This window comes from Hydrogenoanaerobacterium saccharovorans (assembly GCF_016901815.1).
GTDB lineage: Bacteria > Bacillota > Clostridia > Oscillospirales > Ruminococcaceae > Avimicrobium > Avimicrobium caecorum.
In genome coordinates, this window is sequence record NZ_JACSNR010000001.1 from 57258 (window position 1) to 75062 (window position 17805).

16 protein-coding genes, 3 tRNA genes and 1 pseudogene are annotated in these 17805 nt (G+C 55.2%); 15 read left to right on the plus strand and 5 right to left on the minus strand.

Annotation, left to right across the window (positions count from 1 at the left end):
• The first annotated feature begins 179 nt into the window (after window positions 1–179).
• From H9X81_RS00300 to H9X81_RS11715, 11 genes are all read left to right on the plus strand, one after another.
• Window positions 180–266: transfer RNA gene (locus tag H9X81_RS00300), tRNA-Leu, on the plus strand.
• Window positions 267–809: 543 nt separating this feature from the next.
• Complete coding sequence (locus tag H9X81_RS00305) at window positions 810–1025, plus strand: hypothetical protein (RefSeq protein ID WP_177504326.1); 216 nt, start codon at window positions 810–812, stop codon at window positions 1023–1025.
• Window positions 1026–1290: 265 nt separating this feature from the next.
• A complete protein-coding gene (gene abc-f / locus H9X81_RS00310; protein WP_204719176.1) occupies window positions 1291–2763 on the plus strand; it encodes a ribosomal protection-like ABC-F family protein in 1473 nt (490 codons plus the stop codon).
• 126 nt (window positions 2764–2889) lie between these two features.
• Window positions 2890–3837: a 2-hydroxyacid dehydrogenase gene (locus tag H9X81_RS00315; RefSeq protein ID WP_204719177.1), complete on the plus strand. Its 948-nt coding sequence runs from the start codon at window positions 2890–2892 to the stop codon at window positions 3835–3837.
• Between the two features lie 127 nt (window positions 3838–3964).
• On the plus strand, window positions 3965–4216 hold the full coding sequence (locus H9X81_RS00320) for a kinase to dihydroxyacetone kinase (RefSeq protein WP_177502459.1): 252 nt from the start codon (window positions 3965–3967) through the stop codon (window positions 4214–4216).
• A gap of 183 nt (window positions 4217–4399) precedes the next feature.
• Complete coding sequence (locus tag H9X81_RS00325) at window positions 4400–5797, plus strand: preprotein translocase subunit SecD (protein WP_204719178.1); 1398 nt, start codon at window positions 4400–4402, stop codon at window positions 5795–5797.
• Complete coding sequence (locus tag H9X81_RS00330) at window positions 5790–6743, plus strand: hypothetical protein (protein WP_204719179.1); 954 nt, start codon at window positions 5790–5792, stop codon at window positions 6741–6743. Before H9X81_RS00325 ends, H9X81_RS00330 begins: the two co-directional genes overlap by 8 nt.
• A gap of 622 nt (window positions 6744–7365) precedes the next feature.
• Entirely contained in the window at window positions 7366–8400 is a 1035-nt protein-coding gene (locus tag H9X81_RS00335) for a hypothetical protein (RefSeq protein WP_177502456.1), read from the plus strand.
• Window positions 8401–8472: 72 nt separating this feature from the next.
• On the plus strand, window positions 8473–9684 hold the full coding sequence (locus H9X81_RS00340) for a metal-dependent hydrolase family protein (protein ID WP_204719180.1): 1212 nt from the start codon (window positions 8473–8475) through the stop codon (window positions 9682–9684).
• Between the two features lie 350 nt (window positions 9685–10034).
• Complete coding sequence (locus H9X81_RS00345; protein WP_204719181.1) at window positions 10035–11393, plus strand: APC family permease; 1359 nt, start codon at window positions 10035–10037, stop codon at window positions 11391–11393.
• Between the two features lie 749 nt (window positions 11394–12142).
• A complete protein-coding gene (locus tag H9X81_RS11715) occupies window positions 12143–12568 on the plus strand; it encodes a hypothetical protein (RefSeq protein WP_243423870.1) in 426 nt (141 codons plus the stop codon).
• Window positions 12569–12607: 39 nt separating this feature from the next.
• Here the strand turns inward: H9X81_RS11715 and H9X81_RS00355 are convergent.
• Window positions 12608–12683: transfer RNA gene (locus H9X81_RS00355), tRNA-Ala, on the minus strand.
• Window positions 12684–12901: 218 nt separating this feature from the next.
• Between H9X81_RS00355 and H9X81_RS00360 the strand changes: the two genes are divergently transcribed.
• Together H9X81_RS00360 and H9X81_RS00365 are read left to right on the plus strand one after the other, a co-directional pair.
• Complete coding sequence (locus H9X81_RS00360) at window positions 12902–14116, plus strand: M20/M25/M40 family metallo-hydrolase (protein WP_204719183.1); 1215 nt, start codon at window positions 12902–12904, stop codon at window positions 14114–14116.
• Between the two features lie 16 nt (window positions 14117–14132).
• Window positions 14133–14594 carry a GNAT family N-acetyltransferase gene (locus H9X81_RS00365; RefSeq protein WP_204719184.1) on the plus strand — a complete coding sequence of 154 codons (462 nt, stop codon included), beginning with the start codon at window positions 14133–14135 and terminating at the stop codon, window positions 14592–14594.
• A gap of 62 nt (window positions 14595–14656) precedes the next feature.
• Here the strand turns inward: H9X81_RS00365 and H9X81_RS00370 are convergent, their stop codons facing one another.
• The 4 genes and pseudogenes from H9X81_RS00370 to H9X81_RS00385 all read right to left on the minus strand — a co-directional run bounded on the left by H9X81_RS00370 (window position 14657) and on the right by H9X81_RS00385 (window position 16189).
• Window positions 14657–15364, minus strand: coding sequence for a hypothetical protein (locus H9X81_RS00370; RefSeq protein ID WP_204719185.1), 708 nt, complete (start codon window positions 15362–15364; stop codon window positions 14657–14659).
• Between the two features lie 232 nt (window positions 15365–15596).
• A pseudogene (locus H9X81_RS00375) lies at window positions 15597–15833 on the minus strand (hypothetical protein); the annotation flags it as partial.
• A 56-nt stretch (window positions 15834–15889) separates the two neighbouring features.
• A tRNA-Ala gene (locus H9X81_RS00380) sits at window positions 15890–15965 on the minus strand.
• A gap of 29 nt (window positions 15966–15994) precedes the next feature.
• Window positions 15995–16189, minus strand: a complete 195-nt coding sequence (locus tag H9X81_RS00385) for a hypothetical protein (protein WP_204719186.1) — start codon at window positions 16187–16189, stop codon at window positions 15995–15997.
• A 191-nt stretch (window positions 16190–16380) separates the two neighbouring features.
• On the opposite strand from H9X81_RS00385, the gene H9X81_RS00390 reads away from it, so the two are divergent.
• Both H9X81_RS00390 and H9X81_RS00395 read left to right on the plus strand, forming a co-directional pair.
• A complete protein-coding gene (locus H9X81_RS00390) occupies window positions 16381–16695 on the plus strand; it encodes a hypothetical protein (protein WP_177504143.1) in 315 nt (104 codons plus the stop codon).
• 40 nt (window positions 16696–16735) lie between these two features.
• Window positions 16736–17791, plus strand: coding sequence for a V-type ATPase subunit (locus H9X81_RS00395; RefSeq protein WP_204719187.1), 1056 nt, complete (start codon window positions 16736–16738; stop codon window positions 17789–17791).
• Window positions 17792–17805: the final 14 nt, after the last annotated feature.

Genomic DNA, 17805 nt, shown 5'->3' on the forward strand with positions numbered 1-17805 from the left:
TTGAATTTTTGCAAGACTAAAATTGCAAAATCTTGATTACAGGGAATCCGGCTTTTTCGTCTATTCCATCCAAACCGCCCTGATTCACGCTGCTTTGGGGCTGCGGCGGACAGCGGGCGGGAGAAAATTTCACTTGAAATGGGACAATGGCTATTGTATAATATAGTACAGCATTATGCGCCGGTATGGTGGAATTGGCAGACGCGCCGGACTCAAAATCCGGTGGTAGCAATACCGTGTGGGTTCGACCCCCACTACCGGCACCACGTCGGAATGGACTGCGCTCCATTCAAAAAGCCCGGCCAAAGACCGGGCTTTTCTCATACCGCTTCGTCATTCCTCCTCTTCCGCAAAAGGTCACGCTTGCTTCGGCTGCTCGGTTGCAAGCGCCCTCGCGACGCCTCCGCGGCGCTACCAACCTTTTGCGGGTTGTTAGGCACGCCCTTTCCAATCTAAACTGACCACCCCTCCCAAAAATCCCGAATGCAGCAGCGTTCGGGATTTTTACTTATTCACTGTTCACTCTTCACTTTTCACTAACTTGTACTGCCTGCCCGGGATTTTGGGAAGTGAATAGGTAATAGTGAATCGTGAAGAAGTAAGGTGTGCCCCTGCGGAGCACGGATTTTATATCGGGAGCGATGACCATAGCCGGTCTGATTTCATTGCCAAACTCCAACTTGCACTCCAGATCTTTTTTGCGCCCGCGTCCCAGCCGATCTGAAGTGAGCTGTGAAGAAGTAAAGATTGCCATTGCCCGGGTACTGTGATACAATGAATGTAAATCTGAACCGAAAGGGTGACGCTCGATGCAGAAGGTCGTTTATATCAGCAACAGCCGTGACCTTACAGAGCAGAATGACATCAATGAGAACATATATCTCAAGCGAATCAACAAGCTCCTGGAGGAGGGTTGGGTCGTTTCCCAGATGAATACACAGACTGTGGATGTAGACCCCAAACTGGAAAATTACCTTCACAAGGAAACCCTTGTATCCTTTGTGATTCTCGAGAAACCTGAGTAAGACTCCGGATCATATCAGTCCGGAAACAGATTCATACTATAATAGAAAAAGAGGTGCGTCTGACATGCGTTTTTCCCTCAGATAAATGAAAACAAGCGGCAATGCCCGGGCACTGCCGCGCTCTGCTGGAAAAACGATCCGTACCTTTCTGCCTTTGTACTGCCCTGACCGGGGACAAAGCGCCTTTTGCCGAGCCGCAGGAATCGTTGTTCCTGCGGCTTTTTTGCGCGGCTGGCCCCTTTATGATCGGAGGTGCCATTCCTCTATGTCCATGATCAAAGTGGAAAACCTGACCTTTGCCTATCCGGGCAGCTATCACAATATTTTTGAAAACTGCAGCTTTCAGATTGACACCGACTGGAAGCTGGGCTTCACCGGACGCAATGGCCGGGGTAAGACTACCCTGCTCCGTCTGCTGCAGGGAGAATATGAATATACCGGATCAATCCAGTCCTCGGTGTCCTTCGGATACTTCCCCTGTCCGGTTCCAGACCCGGAACAGCTCACCGCTGATGTCCTGGAGGAGATTGCTCCAGAGGCAGCCCAGTGGCAGTTTCTGCGGGAATTTGCGCAGCTGGAGCTCTCCCCTGACCTGCTCTGGCAGCCCTTCCGCACTCTCTCGGGCGGCGAACAGACCAAGGTTCTGCTGGCAGCACTCTTCCTCCGGGAGGGCTGCTTCCCGCTGATCGATGAGCCCACCAACCATCTGGACACCCATGGACGGGAAATTCTCAGCCGCTGGCTGCAGCGCCAGAAAGGCTATATCCTCATCTCACACGACCGTGCATTCCTGGATAGCTGCACCGACCATATTCTCTCTCTGAACCGTTCCGGCGTGGAGGTACAGGCCGGTCGTTTTTCCGACTGGCTGGAAAACTTTCAGCGCCGCCAGCAGTCCGAAGAGGAACAGTCCCAGCGGCTTCAGAAGGAGATCCGGCGGCTCCGGGACTCCGCGCGCAGAGCCTCGGACTGGTCGGACCGGGCGGAATCCGCCAAGTTCGGCAGCGGGCCGGTGGACCGAGGCTTTATCGGGCATAAAGCTGCCAAGATGATGAAGCGCTCCAAAGCCATTGAAGCCCGGCGTCAGGATGCCATTGAGGAAAAGTCTGCCCTGCTCCGGGACCGGGAGACCGCCGAAAAACTGCTGATCCAGCCCCTGACCTACCACAGCCGCACATTGCTCACCGTCCAGGACGCCGCTGTCTGCTACGATGGCAGACCAGTGTGTGAACCGGTGCGCTTTGAGATCCAACAGGGCGACCGTCTGCTGCTCACCGGCCCCAACGGCAGCGGAAAGAGCAGCCTGCTCCGGCTGCTTGCGGGTGAACCCCTGGCCCACACCGGCACTGTCACCCTGCGCTCCGGCCTGATCCTCTCCTGCCTGCCCCAGGATACCGGGCACCTCTCCGGCAGTCTTTCGGACTTTGCCCGACAGCACCAGCTGGATCTGACCCGGTTCCTCACCCTGCTGCGCAAACTGGACTTTGAACGGGTCCAGTTTGATAAGCCGCTGGAGTCCCTCTCTGCCGGTCAGAAGAAGAAGGTGCTTCTCGCCAGAAGCCTCTGCGAACACGCCCATCTCTATCTATGGGACGAGCCGCTCAACTATATCGACCTCTATTCCCGTATGCAGATCGAAAACCTGATTCTGGAGTGCTGCCCCACCATGATCCTGATTGAACACGACCGGGCATTCCAGGAACGGATCGCCACCAGCCGCATCGAGCTGCTGCCCTGATTCCGCAATACAAAAAACCGTCCGGATACGGCACAGATCCGGCTGCTGCACCCTTGACGGCGGGGGTGGCTGTGTTATAATTAGCTCAGAACCTCAAAATTTTTCCAAGGAGGATGTCAAACCGCCATGAATATTGTACTTCTCGAATCGCTGAGCGTGCCGGATGAAGTCCTGAACGCCTGTGCCAAGCCGCTGATCGATGCTGGTCACACCTTCAAGGCCTATCCCAAGGACACCGATCCCAAGGTACAGATCGAGCGTGCCAAGGACGCCGATGTCATTATGATCGCCAATATGCCCCTGTCCGGGGAAGTGATCTCCGCCTGCCCCAACCTCAAGTATATTGATGTGGCCTTCACCGGTGTGGATCATGTGGACCTGGAAGCTGCCAAGGCCAAGGGCGTCAAGGTTTCCAATGCCGCCGGCTATTCCAATGAGGCTGTGTCGGAACTCGTCCTCTGCATGATGCTGGCTCTGCTGCGCAATGTGCCCCAGGTGGAAGCCCGCTGCCGTGCCGGTCAGACCAAGGACGGCCTGGTGGGTGTGGAGCTCATGGGCAAGACCGTCGGCATTGTCGGTGTCGGCGCCATCGGTACCCGTACCGCTGAGCTCTGCCATGCCTTCGGCTGCAAGATCCTCGGCAACAAGCGCCATGTCCGCGGCAATGAGCCCGATTACATCGAGTTCGTCTCCCTGGAAGAACTGCTCTCCCGTTCGGACATCGTATCGCTGCACTGCCCCCTCAATGAGGACTCCCGCGGCATGATCAACAAGGATACCATCGCCAAGATGAAGCCCGGCGCTCTGCTTATCAACGCAGCCCGTGGTCCTGTGGTGGATTCCCAGGCCCTGGCAGATGCTCTCAACAGCGGCTATCTCGGCGGCGCAGGCATTGACGTCTTTGAGACCGAGCCTCCGCTGGACCCCGCTCACCCGCTGCTGCACAGCAAGAACACCATCGTAACTCCCCATGTGGCCTTTGCTTCGGCTGAGTCGATGGAAGCCCGCTGTAAAATTGTCTTTGACAACATTGCCCAGTGGATGGACGGTCACCAGACCAACATCATTCTGTAAGATCTCCATAGCCAGACGGTTCCCGGTTTCCGGGGGCCGTCTGTTTTTTATGCCGGGGGAATGGATTTCCATGCCCGGTTATGCTATACTGAAGGTACTGTACATTCTATAATAAGGAGGTATTGCCATGATCGAATACAAATTTGATACCCAGCTGCTCATTGAAGGCACCGGTCTGGATGAAGATGCTATTTACGATTATTTTGTGGAGCATTTCAAGGGCGACTGCCTGCTGGTGGTAGGCGATGAGGATCTCATCAAGATCCACTATCATACCAATGAGCCCTGGCTGGTACTGGAATACTGTGCTTCCCTGGGTGAGATCCATGACATCGTTCTGGAAAATATGCAGCTGCAGTCCGATGGTCTGCATGGCTGATCCTTTTATGGGGAAATTCCTGCGTCTGCCGGTATGGCAGACGCATTTTTCTGCCCGGATGGCAGCCGCCTGTTCGATTGACTTTTTGGTATGGTTACAATATAATGTTCACAGAATCACCGCACCGGGTCCTGCCTGTTTTTATACCGGCAGATCCGGTTTTGCGGCAGTTGGGAGGCAGGCATGAAAAAGCTGGAAAAAGCATGGATCTTCATCTGGGCCGGAGCAATGCTCCTGTTCGGGCTTCTGACTGTGAACGGACTGCGTTTCCAGTACGGCGACACAGTCCGGACCATTGTCCGCGGCGTGGATGACCTCAATCTGGGCAGTGATCTCACCGGCGGTCTGGAACTGGCCCTGCAGCCCGAATCCGGTCTGCCTGCGGAACAGCAGCTCCTGGACAATGCCCGGGAAGTCCTGATGAAACGGCTGGACTACCTCGGCATCCAGAATGCGGAAGTCACGGTGGATTCGGAGGAGAGCCGTCTGCTGGTGCGCTTCCCCAATCAATCAGGCGTTTCCCAGTCCGACTACCCTGAGATTGTTTCAGCTCTCACCTCCCGCAATGCCCTGACCGTCCGGGATGGCATCGCCTCGGATGAACAGGGCCGTCCCACCGGTGAAATCCTGCTGGAGGAAAAGGATATTGTCTCCGCCCAGGCCTCTGGCGACCGGGATACCAACACCATTTCCGTGCGGCTCTCCCTGACCGAGGACGGTCAGAGCAAATTTGATGCCGCCGCTGCCCGGCTGGCTGAGGCCGGACGCAATATCTCCGTCTGGATGGACAACCAGCTCATCTCGGTGATCTACACCCGCAATGAACCAGTGGAGCCGGTCATCACCGGGGAATTCACCGCTGATTCCGCCATCCGTCTGGCTGCGGAAATCAATGCCCGTTCCCTGCCCCTGTCCCTCACCGCTGAGGACTTCTCGGTCATCTCCCCGGCCCAGGGCAGCCAGATGCTCACCACCCTCTGCCGCTCTGCCGGTCTGGGGCTGATCCTGCTGGCTGTGCTCATGCTCGCACTCTACCGTCTGCCCGGCGCTGTGGGCTTGACGGCTCTGGTCATTCAGCTGGAACTCACCCTGGCTGCTTTCACCGGTCTTGTGCCGCTGGTGCAGCCGGTTCAGCTCACCGTGTCGGGACTGCTCGGCATCCTGCTCACCATGGGCTTCGGAGTCAATACCAGCGTCAACACCGCCGAACACATCAAGGCGGAACTCCTGGGCGGCAGGAATCTGGACTACGCAGTCAATCACGGATTCAAGCGCACCTATTCCACCCTGTTCGACGGACATACCACCCTGGTCTTTCTGCTGATCCTGCTCCTGACTGCGGTGAGCGGATTTGTCACCGATCTCACCTGGCTGACCCCTGCCCAGACCCTGGCTGGTCTGCTCCAGGGACAGCAGACTGTGGCTGCCCAGTCGCTGCACTCCTTCTTATATGCTGTGCTGGCTGGAATCGCCGCAAACTATATTTCCTGCAACTGGATCGCCCATTCCATGATGCGGTCCCTGACCAAATATCCGGCCCTGCGTGACCCGGTGCTGTATGGAGGTGTCCGCCATGATTGATCTGACCCGGAATCGCCGGAAAATCTTTGCGTTCACCGGACTGTTCGTCCTGCTCCTGGCTGCGGTGCTGCTGCTCCTGCCGCCGGAGATCTCCCCGGCCCTGGGAGGCGGCGTGGGGCTGGAATACCGCATCCATGCCGTTTTCAACGACGAGGAGGAGCAACAGCTTGCCGAGTCCTCACTGATCCAGACCGCTTCGGACACCCTGGGGCTCCCTGTGGAGGGTTCCCTGGTCCCGTCCTCGGCCCAGGAGAACCTGTGGCTGCTCCAGCTGCGGCTGGACCCCACCGACGAGATCCCATACGATGACTTCCAGGATCTGACCTATGCCCTGATCAACAGCTTCCCCGGCTGGACCTTCCAGACCACCGCCGGCATCTCCCAGAGCCTGGGTACCGCCGTGCGCTCCACAGTGGACTATCTGCTCTGCCTGATCGTCCTGCTGGGTATCTCGGCGCTGTATCTGCTTCTGCGCTGCCGCCGGCTCCAGAGCTCCCCTGCCGCCGCTGCCGGAATGCTCGGCATCCTGTTCAGCCTGCTGGGAATGTGCGCGCTCTCTGCTCTGGTGGGTGTGGTATTCGACTTCAGCACCATTCTGGCAGCCCTCTCGCTGGTGGTCTTTGCGGTCTATGACATCACCGCTATCTTTGCCGCCATGGAACGGCATCCCGCTGATTCCGCCGCCGACTGGGCCATGGCTCTGCGGGCCGCCCAGCAGGAACGGGGCCGGGGTCTGATGGTCAACACCCTGATGGTGAGCGCAGTCCTGCTGAGCATCACTGTCGGCGCCTATCACAGCGATATGACCGCCCTGACCGCCTTCTCCTTCCCGCTCACAGCGGGGCTGGCCTTTGCCCTCTATGCCGGGCTGGCTCTGGTGCCGCTGCTGTGGTACGAGTTCCGCTTCGGGCGTGAAATCCGGACAGAACCGGACTCCGCTGAATAGCCTTTCTGCAACAGACCTCCCTTTGGGGGTCTGTTTTTTATTGCCCTGGATTTGTTCAGTTTGCCGGAAATGATGCAGAATCTCCCTGAAAAAGCACCTTCCGGCCCGTATTTCATGCAGGAACGCACCTCTGACAATGGCTGCCATTCATAAAACTTATGGATACCCATTGATGGTCAGCATACCTTAAACATCTTATCAGACCGCATTCAATAGATGTTTATTTGAAGTTTTAATGATTTTCGCAAATAAAAGTTTTTGGTACATTTGGCTTGTTCTGCCATTTTTTCTACATTTTGCACAAGCATTTTTAACTTTAGCGATGTAAATCGTGCGTAGGTACAAAATGTTACCAAAGTATGAAAAAAGATAGTGACAAACCCACGCTTTAGTGATATAGTGTAAGAAAATCTTTTTTGAAGGAGGTTATGAGATGGAAAACTTGTGGACACCACTTTTCTCCCTGACTGTGTTTCTGATTGTATTCGCAGTGGGAGACGTAGTCTCATACAAAACCAAAGGTCTGATATCTGGAATTATTATCGCGGCTGTCGTGTACATCGCAGGATATTGGACCGGCATCATTCCCACAGACTCGGTCGCGTCCACCGGGATGCCGACCATGCTGACAGCATTTATGATTCCGCTGCTGCTGGTTAACCTCGGTACATCGATCAGTATTTCCCAGTTGCTCTCGGAATGGAAGACAGTGGCCATCGCTCTAATCGGTCTCGTTGGTCTGGCACTGATCTCCTTTACAGTGAGCAGCATGCTGTTCACAAGAGAGTACGCTCTTAGCGCCTCCTCTCCCATCGCCGGCGGTACCATCGCGGCGATCATCACCAATGAAGCGGCTGTCGCAGCCGGCAAGCCGGAATATGGCGCCTTCGCCATGCTGGTTGTATCCTTCCAGATGTTCATTGGTATGCCCGTTTCGTCCTTCATGCTCAAGAAGGAATCCGAGCGTCTGCTCAACAACAAGCACCTGCTTGCCATTGGTCCTTCCGATGTGATGATGGACACTGAAAAGAAAAAGAAGTTCAGCATCCATCTGATGGGTGATGGTCCGGTTCAGTACCAGACCACTGCTATCATCTGCATGCGTGTTGCAATCATTGCAATCATTGCTTACTTCATCTCCAACCTGACCATTATCCCCGGTTCCAACCCCACCAACTACTACCTGAACCCCAATGTAGCTTACCTGCTGTTCGGTATCGTCTTTGGTGAAGTTGGCTTCCTGGTTAAGAACGGCCTCCAGAAGGCTGGTCTGTATGGCTTTACCATGCTGTGCCTCTACTCGCTGACCCCCAACAGCTTCACTTCGGTTACTCCCGAATCCCTGCTGGACATGGTGATCCCGCTGGTAGGCACCCTGGTATTCGGTGCCATCGGTATTGCCATCTTCTCGGTAATTGCCGGTAAATTCCTGGGCTACTCGGTTTACATGTCGATCGCAATCGGTATGTGCGCTCTGATGGGCTATCCCGGTACCCAGATCGTTACCGATGATGTAGTCAATGCTCTGAGTGCCTCTTCGGAGGAAAAGGCTGCTGTTTCCAATGTACTGCTCCCCAGAATGCTGGTTGGCGGCTTCACAACAGTATCCATCGCTTCGGTAATATTCGCCGGCATCATCACTCCCCTTATCTTCTAAAATTCAATACCACAAATTTCAGGGAAACTGCAGCTGTGCGGTTTCCCTGTTTTGAAAAGGAGAATCCATATCATGAAAAAAGTAATCAAATGCGGTCAGTTCTTCGATTCCAATACTGGTAAGGTTCTCAAGGACATTGCCGTTGTCATTGACGGAAACAAGATCACAGAAGTGGCTCCTGCTGCCGATGTATGCTGCAAGGACGCTGAAGTGATCGATCTCTCGGGCAAGTTTGTAATGCCTGGCCTGATCGATGCCCATGTGCACATCAACATGAACGGCGAGGCTTCCATGCAGTATGCTGTCACCAGCGACGCTACTGCAGCCATCAACTCCATGATCTATGCCCAGCGTGACCTGATGGCTGGCTTCACCACCCTGCGTGATGAAGGCGCCCAGGGCTATTCTGATGTGGCTGTCCGGGATGCCATCAATGCCGGCAAGATCGTCGGTCCCCGCATCTCCTGCTCCGGTGAGGCCATCGGAGGCACCGGCGGTCATGCCGACTCCCACTTCCTGCCCTGCGTAACCGGCAAGCATGCCTTCGGTCAGATCATCGACGGCCCGGATGCCGGACGCAAGGCTGCCCGTACCGCTTTCAAGTATGGCGCTGACCAGATCAAGATCATGGCAACCGGCGGCGTAATGTCCTTCGGCGACGAGCCCGGCGCTCCCGAGCTGACCTATGAGGAGATGAAGGCTATCATTGATGTGGCTGCCTCCAAGGGCAAGATCACCTCTGCCCATGCCCATGGCGCTGAGGGCATCAAAATCGCTGTCCGGGCCGGCATCACCTCCATCGAGCACGGCATGCTCATGGACGAGGAGTGCATGGATATGATGGCAGAGCATGGCACCTACCTGATCCCCACCATTATTGCCGCCCACAACATCGTAGTCAACGGCGTTGCCTCCGGTATCCCCGCCTGGGCTGTGGAGAAGGCAGAGCGCTGCCTGGAAAACCACTACGAGAACCTGAAGAAGTGCATGGCAAAGGGCGTCAAGATCGGCTTCGGTACTGATACCGGTACTCCCTTCAACCGGCACGGCGAACAGGCCTTTGAATTCGAACTGATGAAGAAGGCCGGCTTCACCACCGAATACATTCTCCAGGCTGCCACCCGCATCAACGCTGAAATGATGAAGATGGATAAGCAGATCGGCACCATCGAAGCCGGCAAGCTGGCTGATATTGTTGCCTTTGATGCCTCTCCCATGGACGACATCAAGGTGATGGCAAACTGCTCCTTTGTTATGAAGGGTGGCGTAGTCTACAAGGGCTGATCCCCATTCCGCTGACCCGGATTCCAGAAACAAAAGTCCCGCTCCACGGCGGGACTTTTTCTTTTGCAAAGCAAAAGGGTGATTTATGTATTATACGATTCCATATCTTTTTTCGGGCAGAAAACAAAATTCCCGCAATGTAAAGTAGTATCATAGCAAAATTTGCAATTCCTATTTCGTATATATATCCAAAATTCGCGAATATTTATTGAATTTTTCATAAATAGTTCTATGATGTCAGATAGTTAGAAATGCTAAATCCTTCTATTCCTGTATTGTTCTTACAATCTGTGATTTTGCTGCTTCATACAGCTTTCGGGCTGTGTTTTATACTGAAGAAGGTTCTATGTATGGAAAAGGAAGGTAAACAACTTGGCCTGTTTGACATCTTCTGTCTGGGCCTCGGAGGTGCCATCGGTTCTGGTACCTTCGTCATGATGGGCTCCGGTATTGCTGCTACCGGTCGTTCCATCTTCATCTCTGTCGCCTTCGGCTGTCTGTTCATGCTCACGGCGTATTTCTTCCATGTGGTTATGAGCTCCATGTTCGTCCTCGAGGGCGGCGACTATGATATGAAGGCTATGCTCTTCAATCCCACCCTTACCGGTGTAAGCGCCATATTTACCATGATGGGCGGTATCGGCTTCGCCATGTACGGCGGCGCCATCTCGGACTACGCCTCCATGGTATTCCCGGTCATCGGCGAATACACCAAGCTGGTCGGTGTCGGCATCATCACCCTGTTCTTTGCCGCCACCATCAAGGGCTCCAGCTTCGTTTCCAAGATCAACAATGTGATGACAGTCGTTCTGATCGCATCCATCGCCCTGTTCGTTATCATGGGCCTGCCCAAGGTTCAGCCCGGCTTCTTTGATCTGGACGGCATGTTCGCCGGCGGTGCTTCCGGCTTCATCGTATCCCTGTCCATCATGGCCTTCGCCTGCCAGGGTACTACCATGTCCCCCATCGCCATGATGTCGGTCACCAAGAACTCCAAGCGCACTATCCCGCTGGGCGTACTGCTCATCACAGTCTGCCTGGCTCTGATCTACGGTCTGATGGCTGTGGTTGCTGCCGGTGTTCTCCCCATCGAACAGGTCGCAAACAAGAACCTGGCTCTGGTTGCCCAGGCCATCTTCCCCAACTGGCTCTATGTGATCTTCATCATCGGCGGCGCGGTATTTACCATCGCCACCTCGCTGATCAGCGGTATCGCCATGATGCGTTACCCGGCAATGCGGGTTGCACAGGACGGCTGGCTGCCTGACTTCTTCAAAATGACCACCAAGAGCGGCTATCCCTGGGTGATTCAGCTCACCTTCTATCTGTTCTCCATTCTGCCGATCATCTTCGGATTCAGCCTGGATTCCATCGTCTCGCTGACCATGATCCCGTCGATGCTCATGTGCTTCGCACAGAATATCTCGCTGATCAAGATCGTCAAGAAGTTCCCCAAGCAGTGGAATGAAAGTGTCATCCATATGCCCACTCCCATCTTCAATGTGCTCTGCGTCATCGCTGGTATCTGCGACCTGATCGTTGCCTACAACCTGTTCGTTACCATGGATCTGACCGGTATGCTGCTGGTTGTTGCCATGTGCGTTGTCTGCGTTGTAATCGCTCTGATCCGTCTGAAGTCCGGTGCCATCGACCTGCAGGCTCTGGAAAACAGAAAGCAGGCTGTTATGGACGAGGCTGCCAACTCCTGATCCTCCCTTACTCAAAAAAGCGTCGGTATCTGCACCGGCGCTTTTTTATTTTGGGTGATAAGCTGCTTTTCGGCATGAATGCCTTTCTCCCATCCGGAATAGAATGGAATGTGACTGTCTGGAAAGGAGGAACCATCATGTTCTATTGCAACAGGCACTGTCCTGACTGCCCGTACTGTGCCCCTCTGCACCCCTCCGGGCCATACAACGCTCCCACTGGTCCGACTGGCCCGACCGGACCCACTGGCCCCACTGGTCCACCGGGACCTGCAGGCAGGCTCGGATTCCCTGGCCCCACAGGCGCAACCGGGCCGACTGGAGCTGCCGGACTTACCGGCGCCACTGGTCCCACAGGAGCAGCAGGTGTAACCGGCCCGGCTGGCCCTATCGGAGCGACCGGCCCCACCGGAGCTATTGGGCCCACAGGCATGGCAGGCCCCACTGGCCCAACCGGTCCCACCGGCGTGACCGGGCCTCCGGGACCCGCCGGACGGCTGGGGCTCCCCGGGCCGACCGGGGCAACCGGCCCGACCGGAGCGACCGGCCTTGCTGGAGCTGCCGGGCCTGCGGGTGCGGCAGGGCCGACCGGTCCCACCGGGGCTGCGGGGGCCACTGGTCCCACGGGTGCAACCGGAGCAGCCGGACCCACCGGCCCTGCCGGGGCACCGGGAGCCACTGGCCCGACCGGTCCGGCAGGATCTTCAGGAGAACCCGGGGCTCCGGGCCCCACCGGGCCAACCGGGCCCTCGGTGGATGTCCCGGACAATGTATTTGCGTCCTTCCACAACGCCGAATACTCCCTGCAGCAGAATTCGCTGATTCCGCTGGTGCAGTCGGTTCCGGATACCACCGGCAACATCACCTTGTCCGACCCGGAGCACATCGGGCTGGAGCCGGGCTACTACCTGATCTCCTACAAGGTATCCGGGCTGTTCTCCACGCCGAATTATATGCAGATCACACCCAGCTATAACGGAACGGCACACCTGGAAACCGGGGTGTATTTCGCGACCAACGCCGATGGTTCCAGTGCCTGCGGATCGTCCCATTTCATCATCCGCGCACCGGCTTCCACCATTCTTACGCTGAACTACTCCGGCTCCGCCGTCCGCTGTGACCCGGCAAAAAAGAGGACTCTCCCCATCCGGGGACAGTCCTCTTTTTCTGTACAATGAAAAAATCCTGCTCCAACCAAAGTCAGAACAGGATTATTGTGGTGGAGATGATCGGGATCGAACCGACTACCTCTTGAATGCCATTCAAGCGCTCTCCCAAGTGAGCTACACCCCCACAGGTGATACACGAATCAAGTGCTTTATTATAATACCAGACCTCCCGCTGTTTGTCAAGGGTCATTTCTGCTTTTTTGAGAGATTTACAGAATGCGGTCTTTTTTCCTCTATTTTCTCAAAATATTAACCAGTTAACATACTTTTCTATGAAAATTTGCTAAATTCAAGGTGATTGATGGCATGATCCATATAGTTTTCGATCAAGGAGGCCGTATTATGAAAACACTCTATACCCAGGTATTTGAATTCATCGACTCCCATCGCTCCGATATGCTTGCCATGTGGGAGGATTTTGTCAATACGCCCAGTCAGGCCCGGGACCGGGAAGCTGCAATGCGGATGGCAGAAAAACTCACCGCTGTCCTGGAGGAAACCGGCATGACTGTAACTGCCCATGATGTCGGGCCGGTCAACAGCTGTACCCTGGAAGCCGTCTGGGGTGCGGATCGTCCCGGTCAGCCGGTGCTGTTCGGCGGACATTATGACACGGTCAATTCCTCCCCAGTGGAAAATCCCGTCCCCGGCGCCGACAATGAATGGGACGGCACCCCGCATTTCCGGGTGGACAGCCAGGGAAAAGCCTATGGTCTGGGCTGTCTGGATATGAAGGGCGGTATTGTCATTGCCATCTGGGTAGTGAAGGCCCTCCAGGCATTGGGCTGGGCAGAACGCCCGGTGAAGTTTATCCTCGCCGGCGATGAGGACAAGGGCCATTTCGATGCCGATACCCCGCAGCTGCTGATCCGTCTGGCAAAAGGTGCTCTCTGCTGCTTCAATATGGAGACCGGACGGGTGAACAACGATATCTGCATCGGGCGCAAAGGCGGCGGCGAAGGCGAACTGACCGTCCGGGGAACCGCGGCGCATGCCGGAAACGACTTCCACAGCGGACGGAACGCCGTACTGGAGATGGCCTACAAGGAAATCGAGCTGGCAGAGCTCAACGATCTGGAGCTGGGCACCACCGTGACCCCGACTGTCATCAAGGGCGGCACGGTTCCCAATGGCATTCCCGATCACTGCCACCTCTATTTTGATGTGCGCTACCGCAAGTTCGAGGAGGCCCAGCGGGTCAAGGAGGCCTTTGAGCGCATTGCCGCCCACAGCCACATTGACGGCACGCACACAGACTGCATCTACAAGGAGTACCAGGTGCCCTTTGACGAAACACCGGACGGCACTGCTCTGGCAGACTTTGTGGCAGAGGTTTCCCGGGAACTCGGCATGGGGGACATGGGAAAAATCAATCTGGGCGGCGGCTCGGATGCCTGCTACTTTACCATTGCCGGGGTGCCGACCATCTGTGCCATGGGAGTCTGTGGACAGTTCAACCACTCCAGCAAGGAATATGCCCTGGTGGAAACACTCTACACCCGGGCCAAGCTGCTGACCTGCGCGGTGCTTGACCTGGAAAAGTTTGTACAGCGCTGAACAGGAGGAATGAGAAATGCGCTATCAGATCAATTCATTTGAGGAACTGGATACCCAGACGCTGTATGAGATCCTGTCCCACCGGTTCGAAGTATTCGTGCTGGAGCAGCGCTGCATCTACCACGATTTTGATCCCTTTGACAAAACAGCCCTGCACATGACCGCCTGGGACGATGCGGGAAATCTGGTGGGCTATGTGCGCCTGCTCCCGGCCGAGCTGCATTATGACGGCTATGAGGAGAACTCCTTCGGGCGGCTTTCAGTGAAGGCCTCTGCCCGGCACCAGGGAGTCGGCGGCGAACTGGTGCGCCGGGCCTGTGCCTGGCTCACTACCCATGGAAACTGCCCCGCTGTGCGGATCTCCGCCATGGCCTATCTGGAGAAATTCTATACTGACCTGGAATTTGTGCGCCAGTCGGATGTATTCGACAAGGAAGGCGTTCCCCATGTGACCATGCTCTATACCCTCCCCGAATAATATCCCTGCATAAAAATCACCCCGGCTCTGTACCCGAATGAGCCGGGGTGATTTTCTATGCGTCAGCAGTAATGGGGCGGGCAGAGCCCATAGGCCATCAGGTTCGCTGCCGAGATGGTATCGAATACCGGCAGACCCAGTGCCTCCGACACCGCCCTGGAATAGGTGGCAAGGTTGCTGCACTCCAGCACCACTGCCCGAAGTCCCGGGATCTGTGCCTGCAGCTCCTGGGCAGCGGCAATCACTTCCGCTTCCATACGGGCAGGGTCCAGATTGCCCTCGCCCCGGATCACCACCTCAGAAAAATGCGGCTGGTTTTCCATGCCCTGGATCGCCAGCTCCATCTCCTCCCGCCAGCCGGAATGGCGGAGATGGCTCTCCCGCAGCAGCCCGGAATGCCCGGTGATGACCCCGATAACGCCGCTGTGTCCGATCATCTGCCAGATCACCGGGATCTGACAGAGTGAGGAGCCCACAAACAAAAGCTCCTCCCCCAGCTCCCGCTGATAGAGGGAAACCAGGCCGCAATCCGCTACAACGCCCCGGATTCCCTCCTCCTGCAGCTGTTTGCAGGCCTGGCGGAGCTTTTCCAGCGTTTCACCGGAGCCCTCCACCAGATCCATAAAACCGCAGTCCACAATCTGATAGCGGACCGGATACCCGAAGGACCCCGCATGCCCGGCATCGCCCGGAATCCGCGGCGACTTGCCCCGGAACACCAGCACTCCTACCTCCTGTCCATAAAAACTGTGCCCTGATGGAATTTTCATACCGATCTTCCCCTTTCAGACAAATCCGGACAGTCGCTGTCCGCTCTGCTTTTCACTCTACCATAGCAGCAGAGGCCCTGGCTGTTAGGCAGATTACAAAAGGCAAAAATCCACGGACGCCTCAGCGGACATCCGGGGTTCCAAGATCTTTCTATATCAGAAAAGGCACCCGGAACCGGATGCCTTCCTGTGATTTTCCCTGTGTGCCGGAGGAGTTTCCTCGGGGGACGGGCTACCGGGCATCCGCCGCCTCTGCTGATGCTGTATACTTCCCGGCCTGGCCCAGTTCACCGGCCCATTCAAAGCCCTTCTTTGCCATAAACACCGCAATGATCTCATTGATGACCGCCGCGGCTGCGATGGTGCCCTGAATCAGCGGCGCATACTCGGGAGCCGAGCCCTCCAGAACCGACACTGCGATCCCCGCAAACACCAGCGACACACCCGAGTGGGGCAGCAAAGTAAGCCCAAAACGCCCCTGGCGGATAAAACAAAAAAGCACGACTGACGTCGTGCTTTTTTTCCTGGTGGAGATGATCGGGATCGAACCGACTACCTCTTGAATGCCATTCAAGCGCTCTCCCAAGTGAGCTACACCCCCAAGGTACTTTAATAGTATACCATAGGATTTTACAAATTGCAAGCAGTTTTTTCTTCTTTGCCAAAATTATCAAATGGCAAAATGCACAAATGAGTTGTTATTTTTTCGGCAATATTGAATATGATCTTGGTGACAGAAAAGTGACCCGATTTATGCATAAATCCCGCCATGCTTCCCGATACTGCCACTCCAATCCCCTTTTTTTGACAGAGGAAATCCATCATTATTCAATTTGGAATATCACGGCGTCAATCCGCTTTCCATGGCGCTTCCCGCAGATTTTGACTGTTTGATGATATGCTTAAACTTTCTAAGCATACCCCTGATTTTTCATCAATTTGCCGATTGAATAATCCATATTAAAGGAGTAGAATATGTTGGTTAAATACCATTGATGTTAGGAGGAAGTGCGTCTATGGATAATATCATTGACAAGCTGCTGGAAATCGACCGCAGCGCCCGCGAGATGGTAGAGAATGCCTCGAAGCAGCGTGAATCGTCGATTGCCAATCTGGCAGCCGTCAAAAAAGAGATCGACATGACCGCTATGAATGAGGCCCGCGCCAAAGCGGAAGAATACCGCAAACAGGCCAAGGCTGATACCGAAAAACTCAAAAACGCCTATGCCGCTGAGTATGAAAAGAACCGGTCCGCTCTGGAGAGCACCTACAATGCCGGCTGCAGCAGCTGGGTGGATGCCATCGTGGAAAACTGCACTCGGGTAAACTGACCATACAGCTTCCCTATTTTAATAAGTAAAGGAGGGTATTATGAGGACAGATTTTTCCGAAAATGCCATTTCCGCCAAAGTCCATGCGTTGTATGGCCGTCGGATCGTCCGGAGTCAGTATGAAGAACTGTGCAGAAAGCACACCACCTCCGAAATCGCTGCATATCTGAAGGAGCGTACCCATCTCACCGAAGTGCTGAATACAGTACAGCCCGCTACCGTGCGCAGCGATCAGCTGGAAAGCATTCTGCACAAGGGCCGGTACAACAAGTACCTGGATCTGGTCAAGTACGCCACTCCCAAAACCCGGGAATTCTACCGCAGCTATGTACTGAACCTGGTGGAGATCCAGCTGATCCTGCAGATGATCCGGCTCATCAACATCGGGCGTACCAGTGAATTCATCGTCAGCTATCCGGCCTTTGCTGAGAGCGATCTGCGCATTGGTCTGGGCAAGCTCTCCAAGGTGAAAACCTATGATGAACTCCTGGAGGCTCTGGAAGGCACTGAATACCATGATCCGCTGCTGCGCTACCGCAGTACGGATAAAAAGAACCCCATCATCAACTATGCCGGCTGTGAAATGGCTCTGATGAACTGCTATTATGAGAATCTCAAAGCCATTGTTTCCCGGACCTTCTCCGGTGAGACCCGCCGGGAAATTGATGACATCATGGCGACCAAAATCGCCCTGGAAAACGGCATCATCGGTTACCGTCTGAAGAAGTATTATCCGGATATGACTCCGGAGGATATCAAGGGCTATATGCTCGACTTCTGGCGGGAACCTCCCATGAAGCTGCTGGACACCGCACTGCGTGCCAAAACCGCGGAGGATTACCTCAATACACTGAAAAACGGCCGGTACATCGCCGGCATCGGTGATGGGGAAATCCAGTCCATCGGACTTGGTTCCCAGGCAATCCGCAGTCTGCTCAGTCAGCGCTATATGCGCCGTACCCAGCAGCCGGCTGTGGCATTTGTCTGCTATATGTTCCACAGCGAAATGGAGATCGACAACATTGTGCGTATCGTTGAAGCGGTACGCTATGGTATGGACCCCAGCGAAATCATGCAGCTTCTTGTCATTATTTAATATTTTACATAGTC

Bases quoted from the DNA above. Each gene is read 5' to 3' on its own strand.
- H9X81_RS00305 (WP_177504326.1), top strand. From the start codon at position 810: ATGCAGAAGGTCGTTTATATCAGCAACAGCCGTGACCTTACAGAGCAG.
- abc-f (WP_204719176.1), top strand. From the start codon at position 1,291: ATGTCCATGATCAAAGTGGAAAACCTGACCTTTGCCTATCCGGGCAGC.
- H9X81_RS00315 (WP_204719177.1), top strand. From the start codon at position 2,890: ATGAATATTGTACTTCTCGAATCGCTGAGCGTGCCGGATGAAGTCCTG.
- H9X81_RS00320 (WP_177502459.1), top strand. From the start codon at position 3,965: ATGATCGAATACAAATTTGATACCCAGCTGCTCATTGAAGGCACCGGT.
- H9X81_RS00325 (WP_204719178.1), top strand. From the start codon at position 4,400: ATGAAAAAGCTGGAAAAAGCATGGATCTTCATCTGGGCCGGAGCAATG.
- H9X81_RS00330 (WP_204719179.1), top strand. From the start codon at position 5,790: ATGATTGATCTGACCCGGAATCGCCGGAAAATCTTTGCGTTCACCGGA.
- H9X81_RS00335 (WP_177502456.1), top strand. From the start codon at position 7,366: ATGCTGACAGCATTTATGATTCCGCTGCTGCTGGTTAACCTCGGTACA.
- H9X81_RS00340 (WP_204719180.1), top strand. From the start codon at position 8,473: ATGAAAAAAGTAATCAAATGCGGTCAGTTCTTCGATTCCAATACTGGT.
- H9X81_RS00345 (WP_204719181.1), top strand. From the start codon at position 10,035: ATGGAAAAGGAAGGTAAACAACTTGGCCTGTTTGACATCTTCTGTCTG.
- H9X81_RS00360 (WP_204719183.1), top strand. From the start codon at position 12,902: ATGAAAACACTCTATACCCAGGTATTTGAATTCATCGACTCCCATCGC.
- H9X81_RS00365 (WP_204719184.1), top strand. From the start codon at position 14,133: ATGCGCTATCAGATCAATTCATTTGAGGAACTGGATACCCAGACGCTG.
- H9X81_RS00370 (WP_204719185.1), bottom strand. From the start codon at position 15,364: ATGAAAATTCCATCAGGGCACAGTTTTTATGGACAGGAGGTAGGAGTG.
- H9X81_RS00385 (WP_204719186.1), bottom strand. From the start codon at position 16,189: ATGATGGATTTCCTCTGTCAAAAAAAGGGGATTGGAGTGGCAGTATCG.
- H9X81_RS00390 (WP_177504143.1), top strand. From the start codon at position 16,381: ATGGATAATATCATTGACAAGCTGCTGGAAATCGACCGCAGCGCCCGC.
- H9X81_RS00395 (WP_204719187.1), top strand. From the start codon at position 16,736: ATGAGGACAGATTTTTCCGAAAATGCCATTTCCGCCAAAGTCCATGCG.